This window comes from Pseudomonas sp. (assembly GCF_050739655.1).
Classification (GTDB): domain Bacteria; phylum Pseudomonadota; class Gammaproteobacteria; order Pseudomonadales; family Pseudomonadaceae; genus Aquipseudomonas.
Window position 1 is genome coordinate 1 of sequence record NZ_JBOIBY010000488.1, and the last position, 13,035, is coordinate 13,035.

Sequence of the window (13,035 nt, forward strand, 5' to 3'; positions counted from 1 at the left end):
GAGCTAGCCTGCTAGCGATGGCGTCGGTTAAGCCACCAATTTCATCGGCGGACCTACCGCAATCGCAAGCAGGCTAGCTCCCCCAGTGGTTTTGTGGTGGCCGGCAAATTCGGGCCGGTTCTCATCCCATCGAACCGCCTACCCACTACCCAAGTAGCATTCGTCCCAACCCACGGCCTTCGTACACTCGAACCTCATACATACGCACCTGCAGGGGGCGCCGATGCAGCAGGTCCAGAGCGAAGGGATCGTCAGTGCAATGTCCCAGGCCAGCGACGCCGGGCAAGTTGCACAGGAGCTGGCGCGGCAGTTGTTGCACCCGCATCTGGGCTTCGTGCTGTTCTTCTGTTCTGCCGAATACGATTTGCAGGCACTGGGCCAGGCCTTGCAGCAGAGTTTTGGCGGTATTCGCCTGGCGGGCTGCACCAGCGCCGGGGAAATTACCCCGCTGGGTTACGGGCGCAACTGCGTGACGGCGGTGGGCTTCGATCATCGGCACTTTTCCATCGCCCTCGAACTGATCGACGAAATGGAACGCTTCAGCCTGATCGACGCCCAGCAGATGGTCGAGCGCCTGGTCAGTGGCTGCCGTAGCAATACCCTGGCGCCGATCAAGGGCAACAGCTTTGCCTTGACCTTGCTCGATGGCCTGTCCAGCCGTGAAGAAATGGTGCTCGCTGCCCTGAGTGCGGCGTTGGGCGACATTCCGCATTTTGGCGGCTCGGCCGGAGATGACAACTACCTGACCCATACCCATGTGTACTTCGAAGGCGCGTTCCACAGCGGTGCGGCGGTGGTGGTGCTGGTCAATACCTGGCTGGATTTCGAGGTGTTCACCACCCATCACATCTTGCCCCGGGCGGAAAAACTGGTGGTGACCGGTGCCGACAGCACCTCGCGCCGGGTCTTTGAACTCAATGCCGAGCCGGCTGCGGCCGAGTACGCCCGGCACATCGGCGTGCCGGTGGCGGAACTGGACCACAGGGTCTTCGCCGCGCATCCGCTGGCCGTGCGAATCAATGAGCAGTATTACGTGCGCGCCATCCAGCAGGTTCATCCAGACCTGAGCCTGAGTTTCTACTGCGCGGTGGAGAACGGCATCGTCCTGACCGCCATGACCCCAGGCCCGATGCTGCCCAATCTGCAACACCTGTTCGATGGCCTGCAGGAGCGTCTGGGCGAGTTGCTGCTGACCATCGGCTGCGATTGTTTCCTGCGACGCATGCAGCTCGAAGACGACGGCAACCTGGAGCAGGTCGGCAGGTTCTTGCGCGAGCAACGGGTGATGGGGTTCAACAGCTACGGAGAACAGTTCAATGGCATGCACATCAACCAGACCTTCACCGGAGTCGCCATTGCCCGCGGACGTAGCCTGCGGCAGCGCTGAGCTGCAGGCGCTGGTCTATGGCCTGCAGCATGAAAATCATAAACTGCAGCGCATCAATGCGGCGCTGATCGAGCGCATCGAGTCCGGCATCACCCGTGGCAACGACCCTTACGCGGCGTTCCAGCATTCGGTGGTGCTGGCCGAACAGGTGCGTGAGCGTACCGATGCCTTGAATCAGGCGATGGCCGAACTCAAGGCCGGCAACCATCTGCTGAGCGAAGCACGGCTGCGCGCCGAAACCGCGCACCAGCACCTGATCGATGCCATCGAGAGCATTTCCGATGCCTTCGTGCTGTTCGACGCCGAGCAACGCATCGTCCTGTTCAACAGTCGATTCAAGGCGTTCTGGAGCAACAGCCCGGTGCGGATCAATGCCGGCATGCGTCTGGCAGAGGTCAAGCGCCTGATGATGGGCAACGGGCTGTTCACCGAGGAGCCGCGCGGGCAGGCCGATGAGAACCTGCTGTATCGCCTGCGGGACGGGCGCTGGTTGCAAGTCAGCGAAAGGCCGACCCAGGAAGGCGGTCGGGTGATCCTGTTCACGGACATCACTGACGTCAAACTCAGCGAAACGGTGCGCCGCGAGCAAGCGGTCGCGCAGAAGTCGCATCTGTTGCAACGGGCGGTCGACAACCTTTCCCAAGGGGTGGCCATGGTCAACGCCGAGGGCATTCTTGAGTTGTGGAACCGGCGCTTCCTGGAATTGAGCGGGCTGGCCCCGGTGGCGGCCCATCGGCCGTTTGCCGAAGTGATCGCTGACAGCGAACTGACGCTGCTGACACCGGCCAGCCGGGGTGTAAACGGGCGTCCCATCCTGGAGTGCGAGCAGCGCCTTTGCGATGGCCGGGTTCTGGAGATCCGCACCCATCCGCTACCGGCCGGCGGTTTCGTCAACACCTTCACCGACATCACCGAGCGCTACCAGCACGCCGAAGCCCTGAGTGAAAGCGAGCGCTGGATACGCCTGATAACCGACCACGTGCCGGCGCTGATTGCCTACCTCAATGCCGATCTGGTCTACGAGTTCACCAACAAGGTCTACGAAGAGTGGTACTGCTGGCCGCGTGGCGTGATGCTAGGCCAGAGTCTGCGTGAAGTGCACAGCGAGCAGCATTACCAGCGTCTGGAATCCTATGTGGCGCGGGCGTTGGCGGGGGAGAGTGTGACTTTCGAGTTTGCCGAAACCAACGTCAACAATCAGGAGCGCTACATGCTGCGTTCCTATGTGCCCAATCGCCTGGCCAGTGGTGAGGTGGTGGGGATTTTCGTGTTGATACGCGACATCACCGAACGCCGCCGCACCGCCGAGGCGCTGCACCAGGCTTATCAGAACCTCGAACTGCGGGTCCGGGAGCGCACCGCGGAATTGACCACCCTGAACGATCAGTTGCTGCGGGAAATCGAAGAGCGTCGCCGGGTCGAGTCACGCTTGCGAGAGGCCAAGCTGGAAGCGGAGCAGGCTAACCTGTCCAAGACCAAGTTTCTCGCGGCCGTCAGCCATGACCTGCTGCAACCGCTGAACGCCGCGCGACTGTTCACCAGTGCCTTGCTCGAACGCCGGGAGCCGATCTGCAATCAAGTCCTGGTGCGCAATGTCAGCAACTCACTGGAAGACGTGGAAAACCTGCTGGGCACTTTGGTGGACATTTCCAAGCTCGATGCCGGGGTGATCAAGGCGGACATTGCGCCATTCGCCTTGAGCGAACTGCTGGACAATCTTGCCGCCGAGTACACCCAGGTGGCTCGCAGCGAGGGCCTGCAACTGCATTTCATTGGCTGTTCGGCGCTGGTGCGTAGCGACATCCAGTTGCTGGCGCGGATCCTGCGCAACCTGCTGAGCAACGCCATTCGCTACACCTACAGCGGCCGAGTGGTGCTGGGCTGTCGACGTCTTCACCAGCGCCTGTCGATCCAGGTCTGGGACAGTGGGATGGGCATTGCCGAAAACCGTCTGCAAGAAATTTTCCAGGAGTTCAAGCGCGGCGACGTGCAGCGCCCCGATCAGGATCGAGGTTTGGGCCTGGGACTGGCGATCGTGGAGAAGATTGCTGGCATTCTCGGGCACCGTATCGAGGTGCGCTCATGGCCGGGCAAGGGGTCGATGTTTTCTGTGGAGGTGCCGTTGAGCGCTACGGCCCCCAAATCATTGCCCAGTCCACCGATGAGCGAGCCAATGCTGGAGCGGCTGCGTGGCGCGAGGGTCTGGGTGCTGGATAACGACGCGACCATTTGCGCCGGCATGCGCACTTTGCTTGAAGGCTGGGGATGCCGGGTGGTCACGGCGTTGTCGGAGGAGGATCTGGCGCGGCAGGTGGACAACTTCCATGCCGAGGCCGATTTGCTGATCGCCGATTACCATCTGGATAACGACCGCAACGGCGTCGATGCCGTGGCCCGGATCAACGCGCGGCGTGCTTGCGCGATCCCGGCCATGATGATCACCGCCAACTACAGCAACGAACTCAAACAGCAGATCCGCGAACTGGGTCATACCCTGATGCACAAGCCGGTGCGGCCGATGAAGCTGAAGACGGCGATGAGTCATTTGCTCGCCAGGCCCTGATTTCTCGGGTGTTCCTGCTGGCCTCATCGCTGGCGAGCCAGCTCCCACAGGGATGTGTGGTGCTCACAAATCCTTGTGGGAGCTGGCTTACCAGCGATGGGAGCGACGCGGTCTGTCTGTTTCAATGCCGCAAATAGGACCCGAAATCGATATCCCCGGCACTCCCACAGGGATGTGTGGTGCTCACAAATCCTTGTGGGAGCTGGCTTGCCGGCGATGGGAGCGACGCGGTCTGTCTGTTTCAACGCCGCAAATAGGACCCGAAATCAATATCCCCGGCACTGAGGATCGCCTGCACGCGATTGTGCACGTTGAGCTTGCGCAGGATCGCCGAGACGTGGGCCTTGACGGTGGTTTCGGCGATTTCCAGGGTGTAGGCAATCTGTTTGTTCGATTCACCCTTGGTCATGCGTTCCAGTACTTGCAGTTGCTTGCGGGTCAGGGCCTGGAGCAGTTCCGGCGGGATGCTCGGGGTGTCATTCATACGCCTGTGAGTGCTGCTCCTGGTCGTGCGAATGATGTCCGGAGGCAGATAAACGTTGCCGTTGAGGATCTGCTGGATGGCGTCGGTCATCTGTGCGCGTGGCGATGATTTGGTGATGAAACCCACCGCGCCGTAGGTGATGGCTTGCAGGACGATCTGCTTGTCCTGTTCGGCGGAGACGATCACCACCGGAATGGTCGGTGCCTCGTTGCGCAGGTTGATCAACCCATTGAGGCCGTGCATGCCGGGCATGTTCAGGTCGAGCAGGATCAGGTCCAGGTCATCGTGTTCCTGGGTCAGTACCAGGGCACTGTCGAGGTCGGCGGTTTCCATCACTTCGCTGCCGGCAAAACCGTCGCTGATTACGTTGTGAATAGCTTCGCGAAACAGTGGGTGATCATCGGCAATCAGAATTTTGTACATGGCCTTTCACCTCATTATTTTGATTATGGTGTGGCAACAACACGCAGGCGTAAAGCTCAGGGAAAGGGTTCGGGCACCGCCGGCGTCACCGGCAGGTTGGCCGCTTGCCAGGCGTCCAGGCCATCGCGATACCAATACAGGGTCTGATAGCCCATGGTGGCTGCGCGCTTGGCCGCATTCCAGCTCAACCAGCAATCGGCGCGGCAATAGAAGACCAGCGGTTGCGTCGGGTCGCCGGCCGTCAGGTTTTTCAGGTGACGGGCAAAATAGGCCTGCCATTGCGGCGTCAACTCACCGTTGCCGGTATTGGCCAGCCAATGACTGCCGGGCAGGTTTTCGTGGGGCTGGTCCTCGATGAAGCGGCCTTGCAGCCATTGCCGGCGATAGACATCGATCAGCACAGGTCGCGGGTTTTGCTTGAGCAGGGTTTGCAGGGTTGCGGTGTCAACGATGGTCGCGCCCTGTAGCTGGCTGGGTGTCGGGCTGCGGTACAGATCGATGCGATAGCCATCGGCGGAAAACAGCGGGGTTTGTGCGTGTGCGCCGGTCAGCCACAGGCTTAGCGACAGCGCAGCGAGATTGGGACGCAACAGGTGACGTCGGGCACGCGGCATGGGGTTCGATCCTTATAGTTATGAACCCATTACATGTCAGTCGCGGTGCGTTGGGAATGCGACGATAGACAGGTAAAACCAGTACTAAAGTCGTAGTTTTTGTTTGTTCACCGATGTCCCCAGGATTTCCCGGCCCCTGTAGGAGCTGTCGAGTGCAACGAGGCTGCGATCTTTTGACTTTTCAAAAGCAAGATCAAAAGATCGCAGCCTGCGGCAGCTCCTACACGGATCAGCTGGATTTGCGCAGGGCCGCGTGTTGGGGGTTGAAGGTCAGGACGGCCAGCAGGGCGAACACCAGCGTCAATCCCGCACACACCGCCAGCGCCAAGGGATTGAAACGCTCATACAGGGCAAATCTCACCAGTTCCACCGCGTGGCTGAACGGGTTTACCGCGCACAACCAGTACAGCCATTCGCTGGCCTCGCGCATTTTCCAGAGCGGATACAGCGCCGATGACAAAAAGAACAACGGGAAGATCACGAAATTCATCACCCCGGCGAAGTTCTCCAGCTGGCGGATCGCATTCGATAGAAGCAGCCCCAAAGCGCTGAGCATCAACGCCACCATCAGCAACGCGGGCAGGGCGAGCAGCAGGCCCATGGCCGGTGGCTGCACACCGTAGATCCAGGCGATCGCCAGGAAGGCATACACCTGCAACAGCGAAATCAGCGAGGTGGCCAGCAGCTTGCTGCACAGCAAAAAGGTTCGGGGCAATGGGCTGGTCAGCAGCACGCGCATGCTGCCCATCTCACGGTCGTAGACCATCGACAGCGAACCCTGCATGCCGTTGAACAGCAGGATCATGCAGGCCAGGCCCGGAATGATGTAGACCTCGTACGGAATGTAGGTGTCGTACGGTTCGATGATCGCGATGCCCAGGGCGGCGCGAAAACCTGCGGCGAACACCAGCAGCCACAGCAATGGGCGCACCAGCGCGCTGAGAAAACGTGTGCGTTGCAGCACGAAACGCAGCCACTCGCGCAGGACGATGCCGCTGAAACATTGCCAGTAAGCATTCATTGAGTGGCTCCCGTTGTGGTCAGGCGGGTGAAGGCCGAGCCCAGGTCACCGCCGTGCTCCAGGCTCAGGGCATCGGCCTGCCCGCTGGCCACCAGTCGCCCCTGATGGAGAATCAGCAAGTCATCGCTGGCCTGTACTTCATCCAGCAAATGCGTGGTCCAGAGCACACTGATCTGCTGTTCACGGCACAGGCTGCGAATGTGTTGGTTGAGCGCCAGGCGGCTGGCGGGGTCAAGGCCGGCGCTGGCTTCATCGAGCAGTAACAGGCGCGGTTCATGCAGTAGGGCGCGGGCGATTTCCACCCGGCGGCGATGGCCGCCATTGAGCTCGCGCACCCGCTCGGCACGGCGTTCGACGAGGGCCTGTCGAGCCAGTTCAGCATCCACCCGCAGGCGGGTCTCGCGGCGGGACAAGCCATGCAGCGCGGCGTGGTAGCGCAGGTTCTGTTCGACACTGAGATCCAGGTCCAGGGTGCTTTGCTGGAACACCACGCCCAGCTGTTTGAGCGCCGAGCGCGGTTCTTTGCGCAATGAACAGCCGCCCACGCGAATATCGCCGTGCTGAAGATTGTAGAGCCGGGTCAGCAAGGCGATCAGCGTTGATTTTCCAGCACCGTTGGGTCCCAGCAGCGCGGCGAACCGCCCCGGTGCCAGGTTGAAGCTCACCTGGCGCAAGGCTTGTCGAGCCCCATAGGCGAAACTCAGGTCGCTGATGTCCAGGGCGTTCATGGCGTCACCACCACGCCCCACGGATAGCGCCCGACCTTCACCGACTTGCTGACCTTTAGGCTGTCTACATCGATCACCGACACATCACCGCTAACGCCGTTGGTGGCCAGCAGTTGCTTTTGATCCGGAGTGAACGCCAGTTGCCAGACGCGTCGACCTACCAGCAAATAGTCGAGAATCTCGAAGGTTTTGGCATCGATCACCGCGACATGGTTGGCCGGGCCGAGAGCGACAAAAGCGTATTTGCCGTCGGCGCTGAGCTTGATGCCCACCGGCTGCACCTTGTCCGGGTGCACGCCCTTGATCTGGAAGTTCAGGGTCTTGAGGACGTTGCGGCTGGCCACGTCGAGAATCGTCACCGTGCCGCCGATTTCCGCCGAAGCCCACAACTGCTTGCCATCGTTGCTGAACTCGACGAAGCGCGGGCGTTGATCCACCAGCGTGCTGTCGGCCAGGGTCTGGGTGCTGGTGTCGATCCAATGCAGCATGTTCGTGGTTTCACTGGTGTTGACCGCCCATTTGCCATCGGGGCTGACCGCCATGCCTTCGGGCTCGACGCCGACGTTGATCTGGCCGAGGACCTTGGAGGTTTCGGTGTCGATCACCGTGACCAACGCATCGTCTTCATTGGAGACATACAACCAGCGATTGTTGGGGTGCAGGGCGAATTGCTCGGGGTCTTTGCCCGAGGGCAGTTCCTTGATGATCTTGCGGGTGGCCACGTCCATCACCTGGACCCGGTCCGAGTCGCTGGCGCAAATGTACAGCAGCTTGTTGTCATGGGACAGCAGCAGGCCCCGGGGGCGCTGGCCGACGGGCAGGGTGTCGGTGACCTGCAGGGTCTGCATGTCGATCAGGCTCAGGTTGTTGTCCTTTTCATTGGACACCCAGGCCGTGCTGGCGCTGCTGTGACTGGCGATGAGCAGCAGGGTGCATGAGAGCAGGCTGTAGTAAACGCGTGTGCGGCGCATGGCAGTTTTCCTTTCTAGTTGTTCTGTTCAGGGAAAGCGGCAGCTGACCTCGGGCTTGTCGTAACCCAGGCTGTCCATCTCGTTGAAGGGATGCAGGAAACCGTCCTGGGGCGAGGTGCTGACCAGCGCCCGGGGCTGCACGATCGGGATCGGCTGACGCAACTGGCCGTTCCAGGGGCGGTAGCTGAGCTTGCGTCCCTTGAAGCCGTCCAACGGCAACCGGTCGCTGATTTCCAGTGCGCGGATCGCCATCGGCTCGGTCTGGCGCAGTTTGCTCACGGCGCTGGCGATGCTGCGCACGGCGATCCACGCGGCGAAGTCGCGATCATTCATCCAGCGTCCGGCCAGGGCTTCGAAGCGTTTCTGCAATTGCGCGGCGCCGTAGGTTTCCACGGTTTTGTGCCAACCCACCGGGGTCAGGCCCTGGGTGCCGGCGACGGGGCGCGGGTACCAGGTCTGGTAAGGCACGTATTCGCCGAAGTCGCCGCGCTCATCGGCCACCAGCACCACATCGTATTCGGCGGTCTGGGTGAACAGCGGCATGTCGGCCTGGGCGCTGCGCCGTTGATCGTTATCGAAACTCCAGGGTTTCTCCGCCACCAGTTGCAGGCCGAAGCGCTTGGCCGCGCGGCGCAGGGCCGCCGCGTAGGCCTGGTCGTCGGCGGTCGGGCCGACGATCAGCAGCGCCCGTTGCCATTTGCGCACCACCAGAAACTGCGCCAACGCATCGGCCAGCATCGCCCGGCTCGGCAGGCTGTGCAGCACGTTCGGCAGGCAAACGGTGGTGCGCAGGCTGTCGTCGGGGCTGCCGGCATTGAACAGCAGGCTATCGGGCAGGGCTGCACTGAGCTGGCGCAGGCTGCTGGCGGGGGCGTTCACCACGAACAGGCGCAGGCCTTGTGCATGCTGGGCCTTGGCCGCTTCGAGCAAGGCTTCGGGGCTGTCGACGTTGGCGCTGACCAGGCTGTAGGCGTGATTGAGAAAACGCCCGGTGCTGTTGCTGTCGATGATCGCCAGTTCAGCGCCGCGCAGCCCGGCGTCGGTGGGTTCGGGAATGACGTTGGACAGCAGCGGGCCGGGGTCGGGGCGATAGCCCAGGTAGCCAATGCCTACCTGCAATGGCGCATCTGCGGCCTGGCTCTGAGTCGCCAGCCCGGCTGCACAGGCAATCGCCAACAGGTAGATCAGGGCGTAAGGGGCAAGCTGGCGCATAGGGCTCTCCATTACAGGTAGCGCCAGCATAGGAAGCCCATGACGGGGTGGAAATATGCAGAAAGTACCGAGCAGCCAGTACCAAGGTAGTAGCCGGTTCTCCTTTGTAGGCGCTGGCTAAGACCTGCACGGCAGGCTGCGATCTTTTGATCTTGCCCTTAAAGATCAAAAGATCGCAGCCTTCGGCAGCTCCTACAGGTCCACCTGATCCAACGCCTTACTACCAAGGGAGTAGGCGCCGACCACCAAAGCAGCATGGGGCCTGGGCGTCGGGGTTCCTAAGATGGCTGCCATAGCCTCTGCCAAGAGGTTTTGCGTGCAACCTGAGGGCATAACAATGACAACTAAACGCAACGCCTTGCTCGTCACCGGACTGCTGGCCGGTCTTATCAGTGCGGGTTCCGTGTGGGCCCACGGCAATGTGGTGCCGCAGGCCGTCGCCACCCAGGGCTTGACCCCGATCAAGGATGCCGGTGTACAGCTCAATGCCGATGGCTGGGCGGCGGTGAACCCGTATCGCACGACCCCGGAACACGACAAGGCAGTGGAAATCGGCGCGTCGGCCTACACCCAGAACTGCGCGGCGTGTCATGGCCTGGAAGCCAAGTCCGGCGGTATCGCCCCGGACTTGCGCATGCTCGATGTCGGCGATGCGGGGGATGAATGGTTCGTCGAGCGGGTGCGCAATGGCGCGGTGCGGGACGGTCGGGTGTACATGCCGAAAATGGCCGACTACCTGAGCCAGGAAGCCCTGTGGGCGGTCCGCACTTATCTGGACACCGTGCACGTCGAGGAGTGATCCCATGCGCCTGCTTGCGATGTTGGTCGGCGCTGTGTGGCTGTGCTGCCAGTCGGTGCAGGCGCAGGTGCGCAACTACGATGAGATGATCGCCGCTGGAGAATTGAAGGTGGCGGTGTACAAGGATTTCGCACCCTACAGTTTTGAACGGGGCGGCGAGCCCAAGGGCGTCGATGTGGAACTGGCCCAGGCCCTGGCCAAGGCGTTGGGCGTGCGCCTGACGCTGATCTGGGCGCCGGCCGGCGAGAAGCTCGACGACGACCTGCGCGATTACATCTGGCGCGCCAGTGCCTTGCACAACCAGCAACTGGCCGACCTGATGATGCGTGTGCCCTACGACCGTGATTACGCGCAAAAGCGCAACGAATTCGGCGAGCTGGAAAACGGCCACGTGGTGATGTTCGGTCCCTATCAGAACGAGCAATGGCAAGTCGCTTACGACCGCCGTCGACTGGACAAGGTTGCCAGCGTGGCGGTGTTCGAGCAGCACCCGATTGGCGTCGAAGTCGACAGTGTGCCGTCGTTCTACCTGACCTCGGTGTTCAACGGCATGCTCGCCGGCAAGACCCGGCACTATCCAGGCATACCCCAGGCATTTGCCGCGATGAAGGCCGGTGAGGTGGACGCGGTCATGGCCATGCGTGGCGAGATCGACTGGCAGGTACATGAAGCCAACGATGCGCAATTGGCGCTGGCGGAAAACGCCTACCCGAACATGGGCAAGCAGCTCTGGGAGATCGGCATGGCGGTGCACGAGAGCAACCGGCAACTGGCCTATGCGGTCGAGGAGGCGCTGGAAAGCCTGATCCGCGAAGGTTCGGTGAAGACCATCTATGGCCATTACGGCCTGCGGTATGACGTGCCCGAGATGTATCAGTAGGAGATGCATCAATAGGAGATGCATCAACAGGAGAAAGCCATGAAATGGCAAAGGAGTTGTCTGCTGGCCTGTTGTTTGAGTCTGGCGGCACATGCGGGCACGGTCGACCCTGGCAAGGATCCTGTGCCGTCAGTGATGTGGGGCTTCTATCACAAGCAGATGCTCGGCGATGCGCCGTTCGTGTTCGATGAGCGGGTCAAGCTGCTGGCACCGCCGTTCGCCGAAGATGCTCGACAGGTTCCGCTGGAAATCGACGCCCGGGTGTTCAAGGGTGAGGTGGTGAAAATCCTCGCCTGGGCTGAACTCAATCCCTTGCCGAAAATCGTCGACTTTGAGCCTGTCAGTGGTCTGTTGCCGTGGCTGTCGATCCGCATCCGAGTCGAACAGGCCACCCCCTTGCGCGCGGCGGTGCTGACCCGCGATGGTCTGTGGCATGTCGGTTCGACCCTGATCGACGCGGCCGGTGGCGGCTGCACCGCACCCAGCGTTGTACGCACCCAGCCGGGTTGGGAAGAGCGCTTGGGTGAAGTGCTGGGCGGCCGATACCCGCGTAACGATTTCAGTCGCCTGCGTTTGCAGGTGGCGCATCCGATGGACAACGGCATGGTCAGCGGCATCCCGGAGTTTTATATCAATCATGCCGAGCTGCGCGATCAACACGATCAACTTCTGGCCCGACTCGAACTGTTTCCGGCCGTCAGCGAAAACCCAAGCCTTGCGTTTGATATCGAGGGGGCAGGGCAGACGCGCCTGGTGCTGCGCGATAACAGTGGCAATCAATTCAATGCGTTGATTCCCTGAGTCCCTCATCTAAAGGAGCCTGCCATGCGCTGGATGCTGCTGTTGTTCATTGGCCTGAGCCTGCAAGCGACGGCCGATCTGGAGTACTCGCTCAAGCCCAGGCAGATTGCCCAGGACACTTGGTTGCTGGAAGGCAGCACCGACAATTTCGCCAAGGACAATGGCGGCAACATCGTCAACACGGCGTTCATTGTCACCGAGCGCGGCGTCGTGGTGATCGACACCGGGCCGTCGAAGCGTTATGGCGAGGCCATGCGCCGAGCCATTGCCGCGATCACGGACAAACCGGTGATCCAGGTCCTGCTGACCCATCATCACCCCGACCACGTGTTGGGCAACCAGGCATTCAGCGGTGTGCCGATCGGCGCACTGGCCGGCACCACCGAACTGCTGCAAAAGCAGGGCGATGCCATGGCCGAAAACATGTATCGAATGGTCGGCGACTGGATGCGCGGCACCGAGGTGGTCATGCCCACCCAGGTGCTGAGCCCCGGCGTGCAAAGTTTTGGGAATCACGATCTGCGCCTGCTAGGTCTGGGTGGGCATACGGGTGCGGATCTGGCTATTCTCGACCAGCAAACCGGCGTGCTGTTTGCCGGGGACCTGGTGTTTTATCAACGGGCGTTGACCACGCCCAACAGTCCAGGGCTGTCGGTGTGGCTTGCCGACATTGCGACCCTGCAGGGTTTGCCCTGGACGCTGATCGTGCCCGGTCACGGGCCTGTCGCCAGCAATCCGCAGCCCTTCGTGCAGATGCGCGACTACCTGGGCTGGCTCGACCAATTGATGCGCGACGGCGCGGCCAATGGCAGTGACATGGCCGAGATGATCCGCAGCCCCATCCCCGAGCGATTCGCCGGGATCAGCCTGAGTCGCTATGAGCTGATTCGCAGTGTCAGCCATTTGTACCCGCAATATGAGCGGGCGCAAATGACGCGGGTCGACAACGCTACGCGCAAATAACTACCACAGCCCCTGTGGGAGCTGGCTTGCCAGCGATGACGGCGTGTCAGTCAATACAGTTGCTGCCTGACACGCCGCCATCGCGGGCAAGCCCTAATGCCGGTCAGTTAAGGCATTTGTAGGAGCGAGCTTGCTCGCGAAAAACTTCAGGACGCCGCGTTCATTCAGAATTTCCGCGTTATCGTTAAC

At 61.4% G+C, this 13,035-nt stretch carries 12 protein-coding genes; 6 read left to right on the top strand and 6 right to left on the bottom strand.

Annotated elements, in window-relative coordinates; translation table 11 throughout:
* Positions 1–223 precede the first annotated feature (223 nt).
* The gene (nosP, locus tag ACRESJ_RS23445) at positions 224–1,387 is read left to right on the top strand and encodes a nitric oxide-sensing protein NosP (protein ID WP_431760026.1); all 1,164 of its coding nucleotides are present in this window, start codon (positions 224–226) and stop codon (positions 1,385–1,387) included.
* Positions 1,317–3,950: a hybrid sensor histidine kinase/response regulator NahK/ErcS' gene (nahK, locus tag ACRESJ_RS23450; protein WP_431760027.1), complete on the top strand. Its 2,634-nt coding sequence runs from the start codon at positions 1,317–1,319 to the stop codon at positions 3,948–3,950. The genes nosP and nahK overlap by 71 nt, the downstream gene beginning before the upstream one ends.
* Before the next feature lie 241 nt (positions 3,951–4,191).
* Here nahK and ACRESJ_RS23455 read toward each other — a convergent pair whose 3' ends face one another.
* From ACRESJ_RS23455 to ACRESJ_RS23480, 6 genes are all read right to left on the bottom strand, one after another.
* On the bottom strand, positions 4,192–4,857 hold the full coding sequence (locus ACRESJ_RS23455) for a response regulator (protein WP_431760028.1): 666 nt from the start codon (positions 4,855–4,857) through the stop codon (positions 4,192–4,194).
* A 56-nt stretch (positions 4,858–4,913) separates the two neighbouring features.
* The gene (locus ACRESJ_RS23460) at positions 4,914–5,471 is read right to left on the bottom strand and encodes a PQQ-dependent catabolism-associated CXXCW motif protein (protein WP_431760029.1); all 558 of its coding nucleotides are present in this window, start codon (positions 5,469–5,471) and stop codon (positions 4,914–4,916) included.
* Positions 5,472–5,700: 229 nt separating this feature from the next.
* Complete coding sequence (locus tag ACRESJ_RS23465) at positions 5,701–6,492, bottom strand: ABC transporter permease (RefSeq protein WP_431760030.1); 792 nt, start codon at positions 6,490–6,492, stop codon at positions 5,701–5,703.
* Positions 6,489–7,220, bottom strand: coding sequence for an ABC transporter ATP-binding protein (locus ACRESJ_RS23470; RefSeq protein ID WP_431760031.1), 732 nt, complete (start codon positions 7,218–7,220; stop codon positions 6,489–6,491). Before ACRESJ_RS23470 ends, ACRESJ_RS23465 begins: the two co-directional genes overlap by 4 nt.
* On the bottom strand, positions 7,217–8,191 hold the full coding sequence (locus ACRESJ_RS23475) for a YVTN family beta-propeller repeat protein (protein WP_431760032.1): 975 nt from the start codon (positions 8,189–8,191) through the stop codon (positions 7,217–7,219). Before ACRESJ_RS23475 ends, ACRESJ_RS23470 begins: the two co-directional genes overlap by 4 nt.
* A 27-nt stretch (positions 8,192–8,218) precedes the next feature.
* Positions 8,219–9,403 (bottom strand): ABC transporter substrate-binding protein, encoded by a 1,185-nt coding sequence (locus ACRESJ_RS23480; RefSeq protein WP_431760033.1) that lies wholly within the window; start codon positions 9,401–9,403, stop codon positions 8,219–8,221.
* 337 nt (positions 9,404–9,740) lie between these two features.
* Here ACRESJ_RS23480 and pedF point away from each other — a divergent pair, with 337 nt between their 5' ends.
* From pedF to ACRESJ_RS23500, 4 genes are read left to right on the top strand one after another with little or no spacing between them, the layout of a single operon-like run.
* Positions 9,741–10,202 (top strand): cytochrome c-550 PedF, encoded by a 462-nt coding sequence (gene pedF / locus ACRESJ_RS23485; RefSeq protein WP_431760034.1) that lies wholly within the window; start codon positions 9,741–9,743, stop codon positions 10,200–10,202.
* A 4-nt stretch (positions 10,203–10,206) separates the two neighbouring features.
* On the top strand, positions 10,207–11,082 hold the full coding sequence (locus ACRESJ_RS23490; protein WP_431760035.1) for a substrate-binding periplasmic protein: 876 nt from the start codon (positions 10,207–10,209) through the stop codon (positions 11,080–11,082).
* A gap of 39 nt (positions 11,083–11,121) precedes the next feature.
* Positions 11,122–11,883, top strand: coding sequence for a quinoprotein dehydrogenase-associated SoxYZ-like carrier (locus tag ACRESJ_RS23495; RefSeq protein WP_431760036.1), 762 nt, complete (start codon positions 11,122–11,124; stop codon positions 11,881–11,883).
* A 24-nt stretch (positions 11,884–11,907) separates the two neighbouring features.
* Positions 11,908–12,846, top strand: a complete 939-nt coding sequence (locus ACRESJ_RS23500; RefSeq protein ID WP_431760037.1) for a quinoprotein relay system zinc metallohydrolase 1 — start codon at positions 11,908–11,910, stop codon at positions 12,844–12,846.
* Positions 12,847–13,035: the final 189 nt, after the last annotated feature.

What these genes read in the sequence shown, in the direction of transcription:
- nosP (WP_431760026.1), top strand. Translation starts at nt 224, where the DNA reads ATGCAGCAGGTCCAGAGCGAAGGGATCGTCAGTGCAATGTCCCAGGCC.
- nahK (WP_431760027.1), top strand. Translation starts at nt 1,317, where the DNA reads ATGGCATGCACATCAACCAGACCTTCACCGGAGTCGCCATTGCCCGCG.
- ACRESJ_RS23455 (WP_431760028.1), bottom strand. Translation starts at nt 4,857, where the DNA reads ATGTACAAAATTCTGATTGCCGATGATCACCCACTGTTTCGCGAAGCT.
- ACRESJ_RS23460 (WP_431760029.1), bottom strand. Translation starts at nt 5,471, where the DNA reads ATGCCGCGTGCCCGACGTCACCTGTTGCGTCCCAATCTCGCTGCGCTG.
- ACRESJ_RS23465 (WP_431760030.1), bottom strand. Translation starts at nt 6,492, where the DNA reads ATGAATGCTTACTGGCAATGTTTCAGCGGCATCGTCCTGCGCGAGTGG.
- ACRESJ_RS23470 (WP_431760031.1), bottom strand. Translation starts at nt 7,220, where the DNA reads ATGAACGCCCTGGACATCAGCGACCTGAGTTTCGCCTATGGGGCTCGA.
- ACRESJ_RS23475 (WP_431760032.1), bottom strand. Translation starts at nt 8,191, where the DNA reads ATGCGCCGCACACGCGTTTACTACAGCCTGCTCTCATGCACCCTGCTG.
- ACRESJ_RS23480 (WP_431760033.1), bottom strand. Translation starts at nt 9,403, where the DNA reads ATGCGCCAGCTTGCCCCTTACGCCCTGATCTACCTGTTGGCGATTGCC.
- pedF (WP_431760034.1), top strand. Translation starts at nt 9,741, where the DNA reads ATGACAACTAAACGCAACGCCTTGCTCGTCACCGGACTGCTGGCCGGT.
- ACRESJ_RS23490 (WP_431760035.1), top strand. Translation starts at nt 10,207, where the DNA reads ATGCGCCTGCTTGCGATGTTGGTCGGCGCTGTGTGGCTGTGCTGCCAG.
- ACRESJ_RS23495 (WP_431760036.1), top strand. Translation starts at nt 11,122, where the DNA reads ATGAAATGGCAAAGGAGTTGTCTGCTGGCCTGTTGTTTGAGTCTGGCG.
- ACRESJ_RS23500 (WP_431760037.1), top strand. Translation starts at nt 11,908, where the DNA reads ATGCGCTGGATGCTGCTGTTGTTCATTGGCCTGAGCCTGCAAGCGACG.